Source organism: Chryseobacterium oranimense (assembly GCF_900129755.1).
Lineage (GTDB): Bacteria > Bacteroidota > Bacteroidia > Flavobacteriales > Weeksellaceae > Chryseobacterium > Chryseobacterium oranimense.
This window is the reverse complement of record NZ_FQWT01000001.1, coordinates 580,775-600,458: the sequence shown is the minus strand read 5'-3', so window position 1 is coordinate 600,458 and position 19,684 is coordinate 580,775. Positions and strand designations below refer to the sequence as shown.

At 39.3% G+C, this 19,684-nt stretch carries 16 protein-coding genes; 10 read left to right on the top strand and 6 right to left on the bottom strand.

Annotated elements, in window-relative coordinates; all coding sequences use genetic code 11:
* Positions 1-54: 54 nt before the first annotated feature.
* Positions 55-624 carry a hypothetical protein gene (locus BUB03_RS02760; RefSeq protein ID WP_040994103.1) on the bottom strand — a complete coding sequence of 190 codons (570 nt, stop codon included), beginning with the start codon at positions 622-624 and terminating at the stop codon, positions 55-57.
* Between the two features lie 384 nt (positions 625-1,008).
* Between BUB03_RS02760 and BUB03_RS02755 the strand changes: the two genes are divergently transcribed.
* Positions 1,009-1,509 carry a GNAT family N-acetyltransferase gene (locus tag BUB03_RS02755; RefSeq protein ID WP_073060161.1) on the top strand — a complete coding sequence of 167 codons (501 nt, stop codon included), beginning with the start codon at positions 1,009-1,011 and terminating at the stop codon, positions 1,507-1,509.
* A gap of 89 nt (positions 1,510-1,598) precedes the next feature.
* On the opposite strand, the gene BUB03_RS02750 is transcribed toward BUB03_RS02755, so the two are convergent.
* Together BUB03_RS02750 and BUB03_RS02745 are read right to left on the bottom strand one after the other, a co-directional pair.
* On the bottom strand, positions 1,599-2,285 hold the full coding sequence (locus BUB03_RS02750) for an aspartate/glutamate racemase family protein (RefSeq protein ID WP_073060159.1): 687 nt from the start codon (positions 2,283-2,285) through the stop codon (positions 1,599-1,601).
* Positions 2,286-2,296: 11 nt separating this feature from the next.
* Positions 2,297-3,397: an alkene reductase gene (locus BUB03_RS02745; RefSeq protein ID WP_073060158.1), complete on the bottom strand. Its 1,101-nt coding sequence runs from the start codon at positions 3,395-3,397 to the stop codon at positions 2,297-2,299.
* A 77-nt stretch (positions 3,398-3,474) separates the two neighbouring features.
* Between BUB03_RS02745 and BUB03_RS02740 the strand changes: the two genes are divergently transcribed.
* The 4 genes from BUB03_RS02740 to BUB03_RS02725 all read left to right on the top strand — a co-directional run bounded on the left by BUB03_RS02740 (position 3,475) and on the right by BUB03_RS02725 (position 7,559).
* The gene (locus BUB03_RS02740) at positions 3,475-4,332 is read left to right on the top strand and encodes an AraC family transcriptional regulator (protein ID WP_175547475.1); all 858 of its coding nucleotides are present in this window, start codon (positions 3,475-3,477) and stop codon (positions 4,330-4,332) included.
* Between the two features lie 130 nt (positions 4,333-4,462).
* Positions 4,463-5,458, top strand: coding sequence for an alpha/beta hydrolase (locus BUB03_RS02735; protein ID WP_175547474.1), 996 nt, complete (start codon positions 4,463-4,465; stop codon positions 5,456-5,458).
* A 31-nt stretch (positions 5,459-5,489) separates the two neighbouring features.
* Positions 5,490-6,620, top strand: coding sequence for an alpha/beta hydrolase-fold protein (locus BUB03_RS02730; protein ID WP_073060150.1), 1,131 nt, complete (start codon positions 5,490-5,492; stop codon positions 6,618-6,620).
* Positions 6,621-6,683: 63 nt separating this feature from the next.
* Positions 6,684-7,559 carry a helix-turn-helix transcriptional regulator gene (locus BUB03_RS02725; RefSeq protein WP_073060147.1) on the top strand — a complete coding sequence of 292 codons (876 nt, stop codon included), beginning with the start codon at positions 6,684-6,686 and terminating at the stop codon, positions 7,557-7,559.
* 37 nt (positions 7,560-7,596) lie between these two features.
* On the opposite strand, the gene BUB03_RS02720 is transcribed toward BUB03_RS02725, so the two are convergent.
* The gene (locus BUB03_RS02720; RefSeq protein WP_139258749.1) at positions 7,597-8,889 is read right to left on the bottom strand and encodes a hypothetical protein; all 1,293 of its coding nucleotides are present in this window, start codon (positions 8,887-8,889) and stop codon (positions 7,597-7,599) included.
* Positions 8,890-9,271: 382 nt separating this feature from the next.
* Between BUB03_RS02720 and BUB03_RS02715 the strand changes: the two genes are divergently transcribed.
* The 5 genes from BUB03_RS02715 (at position 9,272) to BUB03_RS02695 (ending at position 17,225) form a co-directional block, all read left to right on the top strand.
* Positions 9,272-10,798 (top strand): long-chain-fatty-acid--CoA ligase, encoded by a 1,527-nt coding sequence (locus BUB03_RS02715; protein WP_073060140.1) that lies wholly within the window; start codon positions 9,272-9,274, stop codon positions 10,796-10,798.
* A 1-nt stretch (position 10,799) separates the two neighbouring features.
* Positions 10,800-11,678: a prolyl oligopeptidase family serine peptidase gene (locus BUB03_RS02710; protein WP_073060137.1), complete on the top strand. Its 879-nt coding sequence runs from the start codon at positions 10,800-10,802 to the stop codon at positions 11,676-11,678.
* An 11-nt stretch (positions 11,679-11,689) separates the two neighbouring features.
* Entirely contained in the window at positions 11,690-14,347 is a 2,658-nt protein-coding gene (locus BUB03_RS02705) for a TonB-dependent receptor domain-containing protein (protein WP_073060134.1), read from the top strand.
* Between the two features lie 4 nt (positions 14,348-14,351).
* Positions 14,352-15,530 carry an alpha/beta hydrolase gene (locus BUB03_RS02700; RefSeq protein ID WP_175547473.1) on the top strand — a complete coding sequence of 393 codons (1,179 nt, stop codon included), beginning with the start codon at positions 14,352-14,354 and terminating at the stop codon, positions 15,528-15,530.
* A gap of 189 nt (positions 15,531-15,719) precedes the next feature.
* Positions 15,720-17,225, top strand: a complete 1,506-nt coding sequence (locus BUB03_RS02695) for an amidohydrolase family protein (RefSeq protein ID WP_073060128.1) — start codon at positions 15,720-15,722, stop codon at positions 17,223-17,225.
* A 68-nt stretch (positions 17,226-17,293) separates the two neighbouring features.
* Here the strand turns inward: BUB03_RS02695 and amyA are convergent, their stop codons facing one another.
* Together amyA and BUB03_RS02685 are read right to left on the bottom strand one after the other, a co-directional pair.
* Positions 17,294-18,778 carry an alpha-amylase gene (gene amyA, locus BUB03_RS02690; RefSeq protein WP_073060125.1) on the bottom strand — a complete coding sequence of 495 codons (1,485 nt, stop codon included), beginning with the start codon at positions 18,776-18,778 and terminating at the stop codon, positions 17,294-17,296.
* 58 nt (positions 18,779-18,836) lie between these two features.
* Entirely contained in the window at positions 18,837-19,334 is a 498-nt protein-coding gene (locus tag BUB03_RS02685; protein ID WP_073060122.1) for a CinA family protein, read from the bottom strand.
* Positions 19,335-19,684: the final 350 nt, after the last annotated feature.

Sequence of the window (19,684 nt, the reverse complement as noted above, 5' to 3'; positions counted from 1 at the left end):
AAATAAAAAACTCATTCGGGTGAATGAGTTGGGTAATATTGAAAAATAATGCGATTATTTTTTTGATTTTTTGTTTTTGCTGTTGGTACTTGAAGCAGGTAATGCTGTAGATGCCTGGCTTGAAGCGGATCTTGTACCGTTGATCTGACGCATGGTGCCCGGTTTTTCATACAGAGCCGATTTTCCGTTCGTTTTGCCAAAAACTTTATCTACCTGTTTTCTGTTTAGAAACTGAGATTTTCCAACATACTTACGGTTTTTGTTGATGTACTGGATAAATTGTACCGTAGGCTGCCCGTAATTTTTTTCATAATGAAGTTCAATGATATCATTAGGAAGTTCCAGAATGATATTTTCATCCGGAGTGGATATAAAACCGTCCATGATCAGTTTATACAGACCGGATACATCACTGTCCAGATTCTGAAAGGAAAAAGATCTTATGGTATTCAGGTTACTGGTATTAAGATCCTGATAGTTGATGGTAAATTTATCTTCTTTTTTATATAAACCTACGGAATTATCTTTGCCAATTTCCACCAAGCTTTCATTTTTCAACACTTTAATCTGTGAGAAAACTGAAATACCGAACATGCATGTAATGAGTAGAATTATTTTTCTCATGTGGAGGGATTTTAATGTTTTATAAATTTGTGTCTTAAAGTTACTAATAAAAAGCTCTTAAAACAATCTTGTTAGTTAAAGCAAAAGTAATACTTTTTTTTAATATCCGTAATGAGTGACCTGCTGATATTATGTATGCCATTGTATGTGAAGGAGTTTGTAAATGATTTATTTAAAGGTGTTTTGGGAAATATCCGCTATGTTTTCGGGAGCTGTAAGTTAAATTAACATAGTTTTGATATTGCTTTAAACTATTAATGTACAGCTCACAAATCTTTGCTAGTGAAAAAATGCTGGATTTAAAATCTGAAGTTTACCTTTCCCATTATTGCTGACACATATTATAATCCGTACCTTTATTCCTCATAATTATATCCTTTGAATATGCGTATTCTTCATCAAGATCAAAATTTTATTATCCGCGAATTTTCTGCAGAAGAAAAGAAACTGTTTTGTGATCTTTTTAAAGACACAGATGTTACCAGATATCTTCCGTACCGTTCCCTGGAACAGTATATGGAAATGTTTGAAATCGCTTTGGAAGACTATCGGAATGGGCCGTTTGGCCGTTTTGGAATATTTAATGCTGAAAACAGTGATTTTATTGGGATGTGCCTTGCCAGAAATTTTGCAGATGTATCCGGACAGATTGAAATAGGATATACTTTGAGCAAAAAATATTGGGGGAAAGGGATTGCAACGAAAGTCAGCCGTGCTTTGGTAAAGTATTGCTTCTTAAATACTGAGGGAAATGAGATTGTAGCTGTAACGGATCTGGATAATACAGGTTCACAGAAGGTACTGGAAAAAGCGGGCTTTACACGGGTGGATAATCTTAAAAGAAGCGAGGTCGAAATGGCTTATTACATCGTGAGGCGCAGCTAGGTTTGTATTTTAAAAAACAGAATATAGCAGACTGAATAAAATCCCCAAGGTAACTGCCTGGGGATCTGTATAATCTCAAAGTATACTTGTCATTTTGAAGAAAGCGCAAAAGCTACGGCTTTTGCCGAATGAATTGCTATAGTATCAAAAACAGGAACCTCCACATCCGATTGTTTGATGAGGAGCGGAATTTCCGTACAGCCCAATACAATTCCTTGAGCTCCCTGGTCTGTAAGCTCTCTGATGATAGTGAGAAAAGCTTCTTTTGTTTCGGTCTTTATAATTTCTTTTTCTAATTCATAACTGATAGTGTCCTGTATAAAATCTCTCGTACTCTGTTTTTCCGGTATTACAGATTGAATGCCTTCCTGGGCCAGTTTATTTTTGTAAAAACCCGTTTCCATAGTGAATTTTGTACCAAGCAGTCCTACTTTTTCAAGCCCTTTCTGATGTATTGCATCAGCAGTTGCTGAAATGATATTGATAATGGGTAATGAAATTTCAGCCTGTAGCCTGTCTGCTAAATAATGGGCAGTATTGGCCGCTAAAATAATAAGTTCTGCACCGCTTTTCTCCAGCATTTTACAGGCGTTCAGGAGAATAGAATAAATTCCCTCCCAGTCCTTATTGATGATTTCCTCAAAATTTAAAGAATAAATAAGACATTCGGCAGAATTTAAATTTCCTGAAATTTCATTGATCCCTTTATTAATGAGCCGGTAATATTCCACCGTGGATACCCAGGTCATTCCGCCGACTATTCCAATTTTTTTCATGATGCTGTAATTTATGACTTTGAGCAATCCTGAAATGATATTTTCGGATAATCAATATATCCTTTATCTTCCCCATAATAAAACGTTTCTTCATCCCAATCTGCCAGCGGAAGGTCGTTTTTTATGCGTTCCACGAGGTCAGGATTTGAAATATACAGCTTGCCAAAAGCAATGAGGTCCACAAGGTCGGTTTGCAATAGTTCTTCCGCTGTTTCCACAGTAAAGCCGCCAGCAATCATGATGATGTTTTTAAAGCGCTGTCTGGCATTTTCTAAAAAAATAGCAGGAATTGAAGGCTCTCCGTCATTTATGGCATTAGAAAAATGAACATACAGAATATCCAGCTTCTGTAATTCGTCAAGGATGTACTCGTGGGTAGCCAGTTCTTCAGGATAAGTCTTTAAATCATAAATTTCGCGGAAAGGAGACAGTCTTATTCCTACCTTATATTTACCAATAGCTGCAATTACAGCTTTCATCACTTCAAAAAGAAATCTGGTCCTGTTTTCGATGCTTCCGCCATATTCATCGGTTCTGATATTGCTTAAAGGATTGATGAACTGATCGATCAGAAAGCCATGGGCGGCATGAATTTCAACACCGTCAAATCCGGCTTCTATTGCACTGATCGCCGCCTCTTTAAAAACGTTTACCCAAACAGGGATTTCTTCTGTGCTTATGGCAACAGGGAGTGTCATATTTTTATAACTGTTATCGGGAGTACGGATGGTTTCATTCACCTGTAGAGCAGATGGAGCAATCAATGGCTCGTTATTCTGAATGGCAGGATGCCCGACACGGCCTGACTGTACCAATTGGGCAAATATCTTTCCACCCTTTGCATGCACTCCTGCCACTACTTTTTCCCATGCCTGTTTTTGTTCCTGATTATATATTCCGGGAGTATTCATATAGGCACTGCCGTTAGAAGAAACAGCAATATTATCCGATATCAGTAATCCGGCACCGGACCTTTGCTGATAATAGGTAATCATGGAAGGTGACGGAATTCCTTTAACAGCTCTGCGACGGTTCATCGGGGCCATTACAACCCTGCTGGAAAGAGAAAGTTTTTCACTGATAAACGGAGTGGTTAATTTTTTCTGTAACATCTTTTTTTAACAAAATTAACATGAACCGGAAGGTAAAAACAGGAATATCGGACGGTTTTTTTTGTACATTTCGGGTAATGAAAAATAAATATTTACATAAACCTTTAGATATATTGGTATCCGATATGGAGCACTGGCACGAACGTCCGCTGATCTATCAGTTCTTTGAGATTGTACAGATCATGGAAGGGGAAGGCACCCGGATTGTTAATGAAAACAGGTTTCCTTATAGTAAAGGTAGTATTTTTTTATTTACCCCGCTGGACTGCAGAGGATTTGAGAGCACTACCAATACCCGTTATTGCTCCATCCGTTTTTCCGAAGTCTTCCTCGAACAGTACAAAACCAGGCACGAAAAAGAAAAAGTGATAGAATGGCTAAAGCAGCTGGAAGCCATTTTTACACATCACAACCGCTTTGAACAGGTATTGATTAAAGAAGAGAGAGACTGCAATATGATCGCTTCATTGATTGAGAATATGATCATTGAATACACCAATAAGCCTTCTTATTTTGATGAAAATCTTCAGCACCTGGTTATTCTGGTTTTAAATATTATTTCCCGTAACGTGAATCCCCAGCAGATCATTTCGGATACAACCAGGGATGAGCCTTTGATCAATAAAATACTGGTTTACCTGCATCAGCATATACATTGCCCCAGGAATTTAAGAATAAAGCATCTTGCAGAACAGTTCAACCTGTCTGCCAATTATATCGGTGAATATTTTAAAAATCTTACCGGAAACAGTCTGCACTGCTACCTGACCCAGTATAAAATGAATATTGTTGAACAGAGGCTGATCTACAGCGAATATTCAATAGGGCAAATTGCGGATGATCTGGGGTTTTCCGATGAAAGCCATTTAAGCCGGCAATTCAAAAAACATAAAGGAATGACCGCGGCTGCTTTCCGTAAACAGTTTAAAAACTAAAAAGACTCTTACTGCAAATACAAAAAGATCAATACAAATTTCCTTTTCGTATCACAAAATTTCTTTTTCGTATCATCCGATGGTAAGCATAATATTATTTTTGAAAGAATAGAATCTCATGATTATGAATATGAAAAAATACATACTGTTCCTATTAGCTTTTCTGATTCCGGGCTGGTCTCTGGCGCAGCAATACCATCCGCTTACCCTTCAGGAAGCAGAAAAAAGATTACTGTCACAGTTCAGGCCCTTGATCAATGGCCGTATTTACGATATTACGTTTGAAGAAGTAAAAAAAGAACGTAAAGCCCAGGCGGAAATGGCCTGGCCGGAACTCAAAAATAAAGACAGCGTTGAGGTCATTCAGTCCAAAATTCCCGGCCTGAACCCAAAAGATCCCGAAATCCCTGTAACAATTTACAAGCCCAAAAATGCAAAGAATCTTCCCCTGTTTCTTTGGTTCCATGGAGGAGGTTTCGTATACGGAACACCCAAATGGGATCATCAGAGGTGTGCAGATTATGCGCTGAAAGGAAATGCCGTCGTGATCAATATAGATTACCGTTTCGCTCCTGAAAATCCCTTTCCATCGGCACTTCATGATGCCTATGCTTCTTTATTATGGGCCAACAAAAATGCAGGAAGTCTTGGCGGAAATCCAAAACTTATTGCTGTGGGAGGGGAAAGTGCAGGCGCTGGGATATCCGGAAGCCTGGCACAATATACAAGAGATCATAAAGGCCCGGCAATCAGTTTGCAGGTTCTGGAAATGCCTCCGGGAGATTTTGGAATGGATTATCCTTCAATTATTGAATTTAAAAGGATTCCCGGTTTCAAAAGTGATGATGTTCCGGTTTTAAAAGACTTTTATATCGGGAAAAACGGAAACCCGAAAGAGAAATATGTACTGCCAGGAAATATTGAAGATATCTCAAACCTTCCTCCGGCGGTAATTTTTGTAGCGGGAGCAGATCCTTTACGGGACAGTGGGCTGGCCTATGCAGACCGTCTGATAAAAGCAGGTATTTTTACAGAATTGCATCTTTTTGCTGGATATGCCCACGGAATGCCGCTTCCGGAAAATATAGATATCACCATCAGACTGATGAAGCAGTTCCTTAAATAATCCCGATTCTTTATACTTTAAAACCAAAAGAATGCAGTACTCAAAAAAAATATCATTAGTTTTCGTATTATTCTCTTCCATCGTATTTTCACAGGATTACAAAACTTCATCAACGGCTTTACCGGGAAAAGAATTTCCGAGAATAGATTCTGAAAAAAAGGCAGAATTCCGGGTATATTTTCCGGATGCGAAAACCGTAACATTGGACGGAGGTGACGGAATGAAAAGTATAAAATCTTCAGCTTCCAAAGATAAAAACGGCTTTTGGAATATCTCTACCACGCCTATGGAAACAGGGTTTCATTACTATTGGTTCAATGTAGACGGGCAGCGGACCAATGATCCGAATACCCAGCTGTATTTTGGGTATAGCCAACCAACCAGCGGGATTGAAGTCCCTTCAGGAGAAGACTTTTTCTCGGAGAAGAATGTAAAGCATGGAAAAATCATTAATGACAGTTTAAATTCACAAATTACACAGGGTAAGAGAAACTTTAAAGTATATCTGCCCCCAAATTACGGTACTAAAAAATTACCTGTTCTGTACCTGTATCATGGAACCGGAGAAGATATCACAGGTTGGGAAAAGCAAGGCCATATCCTCAATATCCTTGATAATCTTTTTGCAGAAAAAAAGGCTCAGGAAATGATAGTGGTAATGGATTATGGAGTTGCGCTGAATCCTGAACAGGAAAAAATGCCGGACAATTATCCAAGAACCGTTCTCTCTTCTAAAAACCTTGATCAAATCGTTACCCGCGAACTGATTCCCTACATTGAAAAAAAATATAAAACTTCCGGTAAAAAAGCTATTGCAGGACTTTCCAGAGGGAGCTACCAGGCTATGCTTATTGGTGTTTCCCATCCCGAAATATTTTCTGCCATCGGAGCATTCAGTCCGGTGATTTATGAAGGAACAGAAAAAGATCCATTTAAAGAACTTCCCATCGGAAATTTACTGAAGTCAAAGAAAAAGCCTTACTTCTTTATCGGAATCGGGGAAAAAGAAGACATGCTGTTTTTTAAATTTAATCAGCTGTTAACGGATTTTTTAAACCAGAATAAATATCCTTATACCCTATATAAATCTCCCGAAACCCGCCATGAATGGCTTACGTGGAGAAGGTCCCTGTATCAGTTTACACAACAGATTTTCAAGTAAAAAAATATGACATTTGTCATGTTTTAGAATTTTATTAACTTAGACTCAATAAATTACCGTTTTATGGAATTACTTCTTCCTTACCTGGAATCAGATGGTTTTAAACAAGGTCTGATTCAGGATTACAGATTTTGTGATCAAGATTTTCTGAACTCTACGGTTCTGAAAATGCCGGAGGATTTGGGAAGCGGAAAACTGATTCTTTTCAGTAAGAAGAATTTTCATTTTTTCCGGGGAAAATGGAATTTTCATGAAGAAACTATTTTTCATTCCCCGCATAAAGTAGGAGACAATGGCATGATGGATTTCCGTATCAATAAAGAAGGGAAGATCAGCAGTAATTTTATTAATGACGAAAAAAAATTTGAACACAATACTACTGATATTGATGGTGTAAGGATTTTTGTACCTAAAACCATATTTTCAAAAGACAAAGGACTCCTGAAAGAAAAGCTGGAAAATGCACAGCGCAATTACTTGAGCCAGGAAAAACTCAAAACTATTTTCGATACTCCTTTTGATGATGCTTCATGCAGTATCATTCTCGAAAGCCGGATTTTAGAGTTCTTAAGCTATTGGATTCACTACCTGCTATCCGATGAGAAGACTTTTGAGCATAAGAAGGCATTTGAAGATAAAATAAAACTGGCAAAAGATTTTGTAGATACCAATGCCTTCCAAAGCCTGGCTATCAGAGAGATAAGCCGGTATTGCGGACTCAACAGCAGTGATCTGAAAAAAGGATTTAAAGATTATACCCAACTACCGATCCATCAATATATTATCAAAACCAGAATGGAGACAGCCCGTGCGATGCTTCTGGAAACCGAAAAATCAGTAGGGGAGATCAGTGATTTTATCGGGTATAATAACAGAGGGCATTTTTCCCAGCTTTATCACCGTCATTTCGGGAAACTTCCGTCTGAAGAACGCCAGTAAACTTTCAGCTAATTTTGCTGTTCATCAAAAGGACTTATTATTTTTTGATGATCCTGTAATTATTCGTTTTTTCGTCTTTTTTTATAGTAAATGCATCTTTTAAAAGCAGTACCCAGCCATCTCCCTCAGCTTTTTGTTCTTCAATTTTTGTGGGTATGCTTATGGACATTCTGCTCCAGTCAGGACTCATTAATGCACCATTCTCCACTTCAAGGATTCCCCAATTGTCAGTGACCCTGATGTTAGGATAAACAGTTCCTTTATCTGCAATGGGTAAAATGTTTCTGGGATCAAAGGAAACATTCATTTTCTCAAAACGGATTTCCAGGTGAGGCTGTTCAATCAATTTGGATTGATATTCAGTAATCTGTTTTTTGATCTTATTTTCCCTGGCCTGCTCTTCTTTGAAAATTTGAATTCCGTTATAATGATTGGAGCTTCTTTCAGCAGCAGCTTTTAAACTGACAGGGATATTAATATCAAATTTTTTAATAAAAAAGTCAGCAATATTTGTATTTGCTGAAATCTCCTGATTCCATAAATTATTCTTTAAACTCAACAAGTACCCATAAGCAGGAACGGTATGGTAGGCAAAGGATCTTACATAGGTAGGATTTGAAAAAAAGGTATCAATAGAGCTGATAAAATGTTTTTTAGCCTGCTCTTTATTTCTGCCACTGATAATGAACCCGGTATATTCGGCAATACCCTCATTAAGTTCCAGCTGGTTTTCAATGGTTGCAGATTCTGGAAAAAGGGTATTTCTGTATTTCCTGAAAATAAAGGCGTTGGTCAAATGCATTTTCCTTTCGTTCTCTGAACCGGAATTGATGGCTTTTTTCAGAGCTTCAAGTTCTAACCGCAGGTATATTCTCCCATCTTTCTGGTCCAAATGATTACTTTCCTTGTTGCTCTGGGGGAATCCCAGGGAAGGTTGTGCCTTATGGAAAAGTTCGTGAGCCAGTAGATTGACCCTTTCATCATGGTTTTTGGGTAATGGCAGCATGATCATTGCCCAGTTTTTGCCACTCCATTGAACAGAAGTATTGGCAATATTCATACTATCCGGTAATTGACCAATGTAAATTTTATTTTGAAGTTTTAAGCTGTTATCCGCATTCTGCTCATTACTGTAAATCTGTCGTGTTTTAGGATCAACCAGGAGAATACTTCCATATAAATCTTTGTTCCACACTTTAAATCCTTTTTGAGTTGCATTTTGAATCTCCCCGAAATAAGTGGAAATACTATCGGAATGTATAGGTTCCCGTTGTTGTCCCAATAGAAATAAACCTTGAACAGAGCATAAAAGACGTAAAATAATTTTCATTATTGCAGCTTTATCTTTAAATAAATATCTTCAAATAATCTTTGGATTAATTTTTTAAATATAATCAAAAAGCCTGATTACAACAAGTTTAAGACAAGAACATCATTTCTTAATGATTGTATATCACAAGTCGGTCTTTAAAGATGATTTAAAACTTAAACACTTTTGAATGAAAAACTGGAAATATTGATTGTATCATGGTTTATAGTGGCTTATATTTTTATACACTTTGAAAAAATTTCTTTTTCGTATCACGGAATTTCCTTTTCGTGTCAGCACCTGTTCAGCATATTGTTAATTTGGAGTTAAGATTAATTCATATGAAATTTCCTTTAACTAAGGCAGTTTTTCATATCAATATTAACTTAATGTGAACAAAACTATGCTGAACTTATCAATTTTAGTGGAAGAAAGTGCTAGAAGGAATCCGGAAAAGCCAGCCCTAAGCCTTGGAGAAACCACAATCAACTATAAAATTTTTCATGAAAAAGTTAGCCAGGCAGCTAATGCCTTCGCAAAAAAAGGAATTGGCTATGGTGATAAGGTTGCTTTGCTATGTCCTAATATCCTGCAGTTCCCGGTTATTTTTTTCGGAATACTAAAAACCGGGGCAGCTGTTGTTCCGTTTAGTATTTTTCTTAAACCTGAAGAAATTGCTTATCAATTGTCCGATTCTGACAGTAAAATGTTTCTGTGCTTTGCAGGAACTCCGGAGATGCCTGTAGGAAAATTCGGAAAGGAAGGATTTGATAAAAGCGGTTCATGCAAAGATTTTATCAGCATAGGGAATCTGGCTGAAGATGTGGAGAATTTTGATGATTTGATTAAAGATGAAGAAACACAATTTGAGTCTTATATCACCTCATCAGAAGATACGGCCGTTATCATTTACACCTCGGGAACTACCGGAAAGCCAAAAGGAGCCGAACTTTCACATATTAATCTCTATACCAACTCGGAAGCAAGCACCTCTATAATTGCATCTACAGAATTTGAAGCTCAGCTTGTTGTTTTACCTTTATTTCACATTTTTGGCTTAACGGTGATGATGCTTGCAGGAATCCGGAGATCACTCCACCTTGTTCTGATGCCGAAATTTGATGCCCAGGCAGTTTACCGGTTAATTATCCGTTTTGATATCCGGATTTTTGCCGGTGTTCCATCCATGTACTGGGCTCTTTTGAATGAGGAAAACTCCGAAGAAAATACAAACAGCATTAAAAACCTGAGAATCTGTGTTTCCGGCGGAGCATCCCTTCCGGTAAAAATCATTGATGAATTTGAAAGCCGTTTCGGGGTTCCCATTATCGAAGGATACGGAATGTCTGAAGGTTCTCCTGTCGTGACGTTTAACCAGCTGACAATAGGGCGTAAACCCGGCTCCATAGGAACTCCTATCTGGGGAGTTGAGGTGAAAATTGTAGATGATGACTGCAATGAGCTTCCGGTAGGTGAAAAAGGCGAACTCATTTTCCGTGGTCCCAACGTAATGAAATCCTATTATAAAAAGGAAAAAGAAACCCGGGAAGTCCTGAAAAATGGTTGGCTGTTTTCCGGAGACATCGCTGTAAAGGATGAAGATGGATTTTTCTTTATTGTAGACCGTAAAAAGGAAATGATTATCAGAGGTGGAATGAATGTTTACCCACGGGAAGTAGAAGAACTGATGATGAGGCATCCGGATATTTCTATGGTTGCCATTATAGGAGTTGCGGATGAAAAGCTGGGCGAAGAAATAAAGGCCTTTGTTGTAAAGAAAAAAGAAAGTCAGGCTTCTGAAGAAGATATCAGGCTATGGACAAAAGAGAGAATTGCCCAATACAAATATCCCCGGATTATAGAATTTATTGACGAGTTGCCTTTAAGCGCAACAGGAAAAATACTTAAAAAAAATTTAAAAACCATTTGAAATGAATTATTTTAAAATTGCAGTTCTGGCCATTGGATTATTGGCAACAGGCTGCTTCACACAAAATAGCGGAAGCACTCAAATAGTCTCCGCAAATCAGAAGCAGGAAAAGCTTACCAACATAAAATACAGCTCTCACGAAAGAAATGTGATGGATGTTTACCTTCCTGCAGACAGAAGCCCGAAAACCGCATTTCTTGTTCATATCCACGGAGGAGCTTGGACGCAGGGTGACAAAACCTATGATACAAAAATCTCCGAATACCTTCTTTCACAGGGAATTGCCGTTGCCAATCTGAATTACCGATACGCCAATCTTACGGACACCCATCTTCCGGAGCTTCTGGACGATATTGATAATGTTGTAAAGTATCTGTCTTCTCATTCCAAAGAATGGAATACTAGGAAAAACGGCTTTTCAATTTCCGGAGGAAGCTCGGGAGCCCATGTTTCACTGATGTATGCCTATACCAGGAATCCACAGATTAAAACGATAATAGAAATGTGTGGTCCGGTGGATTTTACAGATGTTCAGACCTTGCAGTATATAAAATCAGCGAACCTTTTAGAAGTTCTGGATAAAATGTCAGGTAATAAAGCTGTTTGGAGTCCGGGCGATAAGATTCCCGATGCTTACGTCAAAACCAGCCCTGCAAAATTTGTGAATCAGATTCCCACTATGATTATCCATGGTGATAAAGATGAAGTTGTTCCTATTCAGCAGGCCTACATCCTGGAAAATGCCCTGAAAGCTAAGGGTGTGCAGTATAAAATGATAGTAGTTCCGGGAGCAGGGCATCTCATCACAAAACTACCGGAAGATGAACAGACCGTATTCACCAATGTGGCGGAATGGCTTAAAAAATATGGTACAAATTAACTGTTAAACATATGAAGACTAGATTTTTAAATACAAAAATAACTGCAGCCATACTTTTTCTGACCGCCTCCTCAAACCTGCTTGCCCAGAAAAAAGAAGCTGATACAGCGAAAGCAAAAGATATTGATGAAGTGATCGTGACCGGGGTATTTGATAAAAGAACAAGGATGAATGCCCCCGTGGCTATCTCGGTTCTGAAAAGCGAGGTCATTGAGAAGCAGGTCCCTGTAAGTGCTGCAGATCTGCTGAAAAACGTTCCCGGAGTATACGTGAACTCATCATTGGGAGAGATCAGGAACAATGTAAGCTCAAGAGGAATCAGTGCCGGTTCTGCGGACGGTACATTTGCTTATGAATACATATCGATGCAGGAAGACGGTTTGCCGGTAACCAATACCACCTATTATAATTATGGCCCGGATTTTTTCCTGAGAGCAGATGCAACAATTTCACAGATTGATGCGGTAAGAGGAGGACCTGCCTCTATTACGGCGGCCAACGCACCGGGAGGAATTTTCAATTATATTTCCAAAACGGGAGGCAATAAATTTGAGGGGGAGATCCGTGCAAAATATGGAATTCAGGGAGCTAATAATTCAGGGTATCATAGATTAGATGCCGACTTTGGAGGACCTTTGGGAAATAACTGGTTTTTTAACGTAGGCGGTTTTTACCGGTATGATTTAGGGGCCCGGTATGCAGGCTATCCGTTTAATAACGGAGGCCAGGTAAAAGCAAATATTGTAAAGAAATACAATAAAGGAAGCCTTAAAGTTTTCCTTAAATACCTGGATGACAGAAATGGCTATGCACAATTGATTCCTACCAGAAACTATACGTCTCCCGAACCGGCAGAAGGGTTCAACAGCAGTTCATCTATGCTTATTCCGGAGCTGCAGTATAATTCTCCGGATTTTATTCATGGAGGCAATGTAGATTATAATTCTGGTCGCCTGGTAAGCAATAAATACCGTTCCGTAGGACTCAACTGGGATCATAATCTGGGAAATGACTGGAAGCTGTTCTTTGCAAGCAAATATTCTGATAATGATGTGGTGCAGAACAGTGTGGGAAATTCTTTTCTTACCTCACTGGATGATATGACCTCTTATTTCTTAGTTGGCGGATTGGGAGTCGGGACGTACTCTTTTAAGGATGCACTTACAGGACAGGAACTTGCCAGTGTGAATGCTACCCTGGGAGCGGGAGGATTGCCGGTTTACCAGATCACCAAAAACCAGCTTCCGGGTCAATCGATCCAGAATAATTCATTTGTAATGTCGGCGCTCAATTTTTATGAAAATAAAGTAAAAGAATCCATGAATCAGCTGACCATCAATAAAAAATGGAACAATATGAATTTCTCGTTTGGTGGATATTACGGCTATTCTGATGTATGGCGTTTTTCAGGAATCAACGGGATAGGGCTTACGACTTTGGAAAACAGACCGAGAATGCTGAATGTAAGTTTAACAGGTGTCACTACTTTAGATTTTACAAAACCTGGCGTTTACCAGCTGACCAATAATGACGGTTTTGCACAGGCAGCAGGCAGTACAGGAGATTTGATTGAATTCAAAGCCAGGCAGCAGCAGGGAGCTGTATTTTTTGGGCATACCTGGGATATCACGGATCACCTGACCCTAGATTGGGGAATCCGGTATGAAAAAGTATGGATCAAAGGGGATAATACCAGAACCTATCTGTTTTCAGATAAAAACGGAGGGACGGATGGTAACATTTTTACCCTGTACAATAACAATGCTTTAACGAAGCTTACCAATGTTGCCTATAGCAGACAGCTGGAAAACTTTTCCTATTCAGCAGCGTTGAATTATAAATTCAATAATAACGTAGCGGTATATGCCAGATATTCCAAAGGCAGCAAATCTCCGGATCTTGATATGTTCTTTGCAGCCAACAGGCCGGAAACTATAGACTTATTAAACCCGCAATCCCGAAAAACACAGCAGGTGGAAATGGGCTTTAAAACCAAAACCACTTATTTTGATGCCTTTATAACCCCGTTTTACAGTTTACTGAGCAATATTCCTTACAGCTTTATGGCGGATGACGGCAAAGGCGGATTCTATACCACACCGTCCCTGTACAATAAAAACGAAACCTTCGGTATTGAATTGGAAACCAATATAAAGCCTGTTGATAATTTCAATATCAGAGCGGTGCTTACCCTGCAAAACCCGAAAGTTAAAGAAGGATATTTATGGAATCTGGGAAATGCCGGTCCTTCAGATGATACTGTTTCCTCGTATTCGGGAACTACAATTGCCTATACCCCGAAGATTATGGCCCACGTCACCCCGAATCTGAAAGTCGGCAAAGCCTACGGATTTGTAACGTGGAGCTATATGGGTAAAAGGGAAGGAAGTAACACCAATGTTTATAAACTGCCCGGATTTTCCCAGTTTGACCTTGGAATAGGGTATAATTTAAATGAAAACATCAGTATGCTGGTGAATGTGAATAATGTGTTTAATAAGTATGGTGTGATGAGCTATCAAAGACCGGGAACGCTTCAGCAGCAGCTTGCCGGTTTCGAAAATTTTACCCAGGCAGAATATAATTCGGCAGTAGCCAATAATACACCTTACTTCACTATTGCCATTCCGCCTACTTCCGCTTATCTTACGGTAACCTATAAATTTTAGCATGATGAAAAAGTTTTTAACTATATTTTTTGCCGTTTTGCTCTTCATTATCCTGTTGTTACTGGTTATTCCCATGATTTCGGTGTATCTGAAAACGCCGATGCTCCTGAGCGGTTACAGCAGTTCGTTTACCATTCAGTTCAATTCCCAGTTTGTGGTTTTAGGGCTGGTATTACTAGTGATCTGTTTCTTTTTTTATAGATATGGAAAGTATTGGCGGAAGCTACTGAGGGTTAATCTGATCCTTTCGGTTCTGTTTTTTCTTGCCCAGGTTTATTTCACGGCGGTGATGTTGTCTACTGCCAGAAAATATAAAACCCTTGGTTCATTTTCTCAGGGGCTAAAAAGTCAGAAAGAACCCGTAAAGCCTGATGAAACCCATTCTTATCTTACTATTTACAATGAAAAACAGCATATGGATGTTTTCTATCCTGAAAAGTCTTCAAAACCCACAATTCCTGTTATTCTTGTTCATGGGGGTGCCTTCATTGAGGGGAACAGAACCCAGGTGGGGTATGCAGCCAATTGGTTTAAAGATCACGGCTATACTGTTTTTTCTATTGATTATCCTTTGGGAAAATATGACCGCCAGAATTGGGAATCTGCTGTAAATTCCGTAGTGACTTCCATGGGGTTTATTGCAAAAAATTCAAAGAAGTTCAATGTTGATCCGGGCAAACTGGTATTGGTTGGCGGTTCTGCGGGAGCGGCTTTAGTGATGCAGGCAGATTTGGGACTGAGGAAAGGTTTTGCAAAGCCTTATGATTCTCTGCAACCACCGCTTCCGGCAGCAGTTATTGCTATTTATCCGCCGGTCAGCTTATTCGAACTCTGGCAGAAAATAGATGAGAAAAAAAATATCGACCTCAAAGATGCGGCGAGAAAATACCTTGGAGGTTCTCCTTCTGAATTTCCACAGCGGTATGCACAGCTGAATTTGATAGACCAGCTTTCGGAAGGGATTTCCCCGACATTTATTATTGCCGGAGAAATAGACCACGTTGTGAATGTAGAAGCTACCAGGAAGTTTGTGAAAAGAGCAGAGGAGCTGAAGCTTCCGGTTTCCTATGTTGAAATTCCTTACGGTGAACATGTTTTTGATGCGAATTCCAATTCCATTGCCGGGCAGATCGAATGGAACAAAATAGGGGAGTTTTTAAAGAATAATCATCTGGAAAACTGATAGCTGTATTCATAACCAGTTTGAAAAGCATTGTAGAGTATCATTACAGTGCTTTTTTTAAGTCCGTTTGTGAAATATTCTGGTAGAATTGCGTGGTATGCATTAACTTTGTAGTTTTATTGAAACTTTTCAGCAGAATTGTTTTAATGATAACTGCAGCACCTATGCACAACAAGTTCCCACATTAATATGAAAAGATATCTTACTTATATTTTACTCCTTGGATTTCCTTTTTTCGGCGGTCAGAATAAAATGGCCGGACAATCTACCTATGCTCAGGACTGGAAATTATCCGAGCAGAAGAACGAAGCCCTTGCTTTTGATGCAGATATAAAATTATCGGATGCGGAAATAGCGTTGGATAAAAAACTGTTTCAGCTGAGAAAACAAGTCCTTACCGAAGCAGAAACACAAAAAATATCCCTGTTCAACAGCTCTTTTAATGAGTTGAAACCCCTGATTGAAACCAGCAGATTGTTTAAAATCATCCGGACGATGCCGAAAGGAGGATTGCTGCACAGCCACAGCGGAGGGCTGGCAGATGTAAAATGGGTGATTTCGGCGGCAAGAAAATATAAGGAATGCTATGTTTACGATCAGAAGGATAATGAACAGTATATTTTCGGGCAGTTGGCTTTCTTTGCAAGGGAAAATGTTCCGGCAGGATTTGTGAGCCTGGATAAAAAACTGACTTCGAATCCTGGTTTTGAAAAAGAACTGCAGGATCTTCTTACCTTGAAAAGGGATAAGCTCTGTACCTATACGGATTACTGGGTAGAGTTTGAGAAACGTTTCAAGCGTATCAATCTCCTGCTGCCTTACCGTCCTTTCTTCAAAGAATATTATTTAAAAGGTTTCCAGGATCTGGCCAAAGATCATGTGCAGCATGTGGAAATCAGGTTTATATTTGATGAACTATACGATTTTCAGCATGGAAAATATCCTTTAAAAATGTCAATTACAGATCTGCAGGACGTTCTTAAGCAAGTCCGTCGGACGAATCCGGAATTCAGCTTAAAATTAATTTACTCCAGCTTTAAATTTCTGGATCCGAAGAGTGTGGAAAAGCAGCTTGAAACTGCTTTTGAGCTCAAAAAAGAATTCCCGGACATGATTTCGGGTTTTGATCTTGTGGCGGATGAGGCTGCCGGAAACAGCATTTATTCATTTCAGAAAGACTGGATGAAGCTGAACGAACTCTCTAAAAAATATGGGGTAGACATGCCTCTTTTCCTTCATGCCGGCGAAAGCAATTCTGTTTTCAATAAAAATATCCTGGATGTTTCCCTGCTGAATAACCGGCGGATAGGGCATGGCCTTAACCTGATCTATTTCCCTGCCACCATGGAAGAGGTTAAGAAGCAGAACAAACTGGTAGAGGTAAGCCCCATCAGCAACCAGATTCTGGGCTATGTAAGCGATCTGAGGAACCATCCTGCAAGGGTTTTACTGAGCAACGGCGTGCAGTGCTCCATTAACAGCGACGATCCGTCGGTATATGGCTATGAAGGCCTCAGCTATGATTTCTGGGTAGCTTTTATGTACTGGGAACTGGATGTGAAAGCACTTAAAAAGCTTGTCTTTAACTCCGTTAATTATTCTTCTCTGAATAAAGACCAGAAAAAGGAAGCCATTGTATATCTGAACAGGCAGTGGAATGATTTTGTTCAAAAGGGAAATGACAGTTTGAACTAAATGTTTGGATAAGGATATTCATTCCAGGTTTTCATGCACCTTTTCCGGAAATATGGGCCGGGATTACCTTAGTTTGTTTCCGGAGAAAAGCTGTACCAGACGCTTACCGATCCGGGATTTACCCGGAATGTTGCTTTCCCGTTTTCATCTGCTGAGATTTCTTCATTTCGGTGTTCCAGAAAATCCCTGTATTTGAAATGAGCATATTCTTGTCCAATGTTAATTTCCTTAAAGCCCTCATCGCCGTTGGATAATATCACTATGCATCCGCTATTGTCAGGATTGCCTTTGCGGATCCAGGCAATACAATTGGGATGATCAAAATAATTAACCTGTTCACCATGCGCAAGCTTCTGCCTTGCTTCCAGGAGTTTGGGCAAAGCTTCCACTTTCGGAATTGTAATGTTTATTTCCTGATCATCCCGGATATCGGTGTATTCTGCCCCGAAAAGGTCCGGGTAAAATACACAGGGATAGGCGTCTTCGGATAAGAGGATAACTGCGTAGGCCAACGGTTTAAACCAGTCCTGTACTGATGATTCCAGTGCCTGAAGCTGCTGCGTATCATGGTTTTCAACAAAAGATACGGAAAATACCGGTTTTTTTTCGAGGAAACTTCCTTTTAAGATTTGAGAGAGATCATAATTTCTACCTTCTTTTGAAGCTTCAAAGAAATTATAGTGTAAAGGCGCATCAAAACAGGAGATAAGATCATCCATTTTATCTGAAAAATAGGAGATTTTCTCAGCTTCATCTTTCCAGAATTCGCCTAAAATATAGCAATCCGGGTCAAGTTCTGTTTTAATGTAAGTGATCCATTCTTTAAGGAAATCGGAAGAAATGTGCTTTAGGGCATCCAGACGTATTCCATCCACTTTTGTGGTTTCAAAATACCATCGGATCCAGTTTTTCATTTCCTGTACTACATAAGGATTTCTGTATTCTATATCTGCGCCCATCAGATAATCGTAGTTTCCAAACTGGTGGCTTACTGCGTCCGTCCAGTCTGTTCCGTATTCGTTATGAATTTTAAAGATGCCTTCCTTTTTTTCTCCATTTTGGGTGATGATGTCTATTCCGCTGAAACACTGGTGATCCCAGATGAAATCAGAATATTTTCCCTGTCTTCCAGGAAAAGTAAATCTTGTAAAGGCTGAGGCTTCCATAGGGGCTGTAAGAACTTGATTCCGGTCTTCACTGCTCACCTCATGCACTGTAATGTTTTCCTCTTCATCTCCTCCCATCCTGTGATTAAGGACTATATCTGCATATACGGACAAACCTGCTTCATGGGCCTTTTGGATGGCGGCCAGGTATTCTTCTTTTGTCCCGTATCTGGTGGGGATTCCTCCTTTCTGATCAAATTCGCCAAGATCATACGGGTCGTAGGTGTCATAGCCCCTTCCGTCTTTCCCCAGGCTGCATTTTGTAGCAGGCGGGAACCATACCGCTGTGAATCCGAGATTTTTTAGAAGTTCTGCCTGGCCGGAAAATTCGTTCCAGAGAGATCCTGAATAATACCAGTGAAAGTATTGTATAATTACGCCGTTCATTGTTATTATATTTCGTATTGCTTGTAAATCCTTTATATATTTTAAATTGTAGTTTTCTTTATTGTACAGATTGCTTCTCCATTTCCACTTTCAGACATTCAAGAATGAATTCGCTGTAGCATAGCTGGGCGTCTATCGATTCTTTTCTGTGGTAGAGATCCATTTTCCTGGAAAGAAGAATTTCACTTTTGTAGGCAAAAGAGAAGTAAGCAAAAAGCTTGTAGCCTGATTCTTCAACAGGAGTTGCATATCCTGTGACGGCAATTCCCCAGTCTGTATTGAATAAGTGAGAGACATTCAATGCCATGGTCCCGGCAATCTCAGGGGAAACACAGTCACATAGCCTGGCTTCATGTTCATCTACATGCAGCAACTTCACCTTTTCTTCAAGGGTATAGGCCGTAAGGCCGCCTTTAAACAGTTCTGAAGCATCCTTTATCTGTGAGAACGAAAACTGTAAAAAGCCTGCCGTTACGCTTTCGGCAATAGAAACAGTCTCGTTTTGCTTCTTTAAATGAAGGCCTATAAATTCCAGTAAATCTTTTTGAAGATTCATAATTTAAATAGCTTTAACAGTTCCGGTCCGGGATTTTAGCCAGAGAATTTTTCTCTGGCTTTATCAAATTGTGGATTCCTTAGGTTCATATTCCGTAAGTTCCTCTTTATACCAACCTAATTTCGGGAATAAACAGGGAAGTTAATATGACTTGGGTCAATTGACGACAGTATATTACCAACCCCTTTAATCAAAGGTATAAAGTTCTGATCGGCTACTTTATGATCGGCGTCATAATCAGCCTGCGTTCAAATAATATGATGGAAGCAATAGCTATATTAAAATGAAAGTACTGACTATATCAGAAATTATTATTGTGTATCCATGTAACCGGAACCAATAATGAATTA

Excerpts from the sequence above, each read along its gene's own strand:
- BUB03_RS02760 (WP_040994103.1), bottom strand. The coding sequence starts at position 624 with ATGAGAAAAATAATTCTACTCATTACATGCATGTTCGGTATTTCAGTT.
- BUB03_RS02755 (WP_073060161.1), top strand. The coding sequence starts at position 1,009 with ATGCGTATTCTTCATCAAGATCAAAATTTTATTATCCGCGAATTTTCT.
- BUB03_RS02750 (WP_073060159.1), bottom strand. The coding sequence starts at position 2,285 with ATGAAAAAAATTGGAATAGTCGGCGGAATGACCTGGGTATCCACGGTG.
- BUB03_RS02745 (WP_073060158.1), bottom strand. The coding sequence starts at position 3,397 with ATGTTACAGAAAAAATTAACCACTCCGTTTATCAGTGAAAAACTTTCT.
- BUB03_RS02740 (WP_175547475.1), top strand. The coding sequence starts at position 3,475 with ATGAAAAATAAATATTTACATAAACCTTTAGATATATTGGTATCCGAT.
- BUB03_RS02735 (WP_175547474.1), top strand. The coding sequence starts at position 4,463 with ATGAAAAAATACATACTGTTCCTATTAGCTTTTCTGATTCCGGGCTGG.
- BUB03_RS02730 (WP_073060150.1), top strand. The coding sequence starts at position 5,490 with ATGCAGTACTCAAAAAAAATATCATTAGTTTTCGTATTATTCTCTTCC.
- BUB03_RS02725 (WP_073060147.1), top strand. The coding sequence starts at position 6,684 with ATGGAATTACTTCTTCCTTACCTGGAATCAGATGGTTTTAAACAAGGT.
- BUB03_RS02720 (WP_139258749.1), bottom strand. The coding sequence starts at position 8,889 with ATGAAAATTATTTTACGTCTTTTATGCTCTGTTCAAGGTTTATTTCTA.
- BUB03_RS02715 (WP_073060140.1), top strand. The coding sequence starts at position 9,272 with ATGCTGAACTTATCAATTTTAGTGGAAGAAAGTGCTAGAAGGAATCCG.
- BUB03_RS02710 (WP_073060137.1), top strand. The coding sequence starts at position 10,800 with ATGAATTATTTTAAAATTGCAGTTCTGGCCATTGGATTATTGGCAACA.
- BUB03_RS02705 (WP_073060134.1), top strand. The coding sequence starts at position 11,690 with ATGAAGACTAGATTTTTAAATACAAAAATAACTGCAGCCATACTTTTT.
- BUB03_RS02700 (WP_175547473.1), top strand. The coding sequence starts at position 14,352 with ATGAAAAAGTTTTTAACTATATTTTTTGCCGTTTTGCTCTTCATTATC.
- BUB03_RS02695 (WP_073060128.1), top strand. The coding sequence starts at position 15,720 with ATGAAAAGATATCTTACTTATATTTTACTCCTTGGATTTCCTTTTTTC.
- amyA (WP_073060125.1), bottom strand. The coding sequence starts at position 18,778 with ATGAACGGCGTAATTATACAATACTTTCACTGGTATTATTCAGGATCT.
- BUB03_RS02685 (WP_073060122.1), bottom strand. The coding sequence starts at position 19,334 with ATGAATCTTCAAAAAGATTTACTGGAATTTATAGGCCTTCATTTAAAG.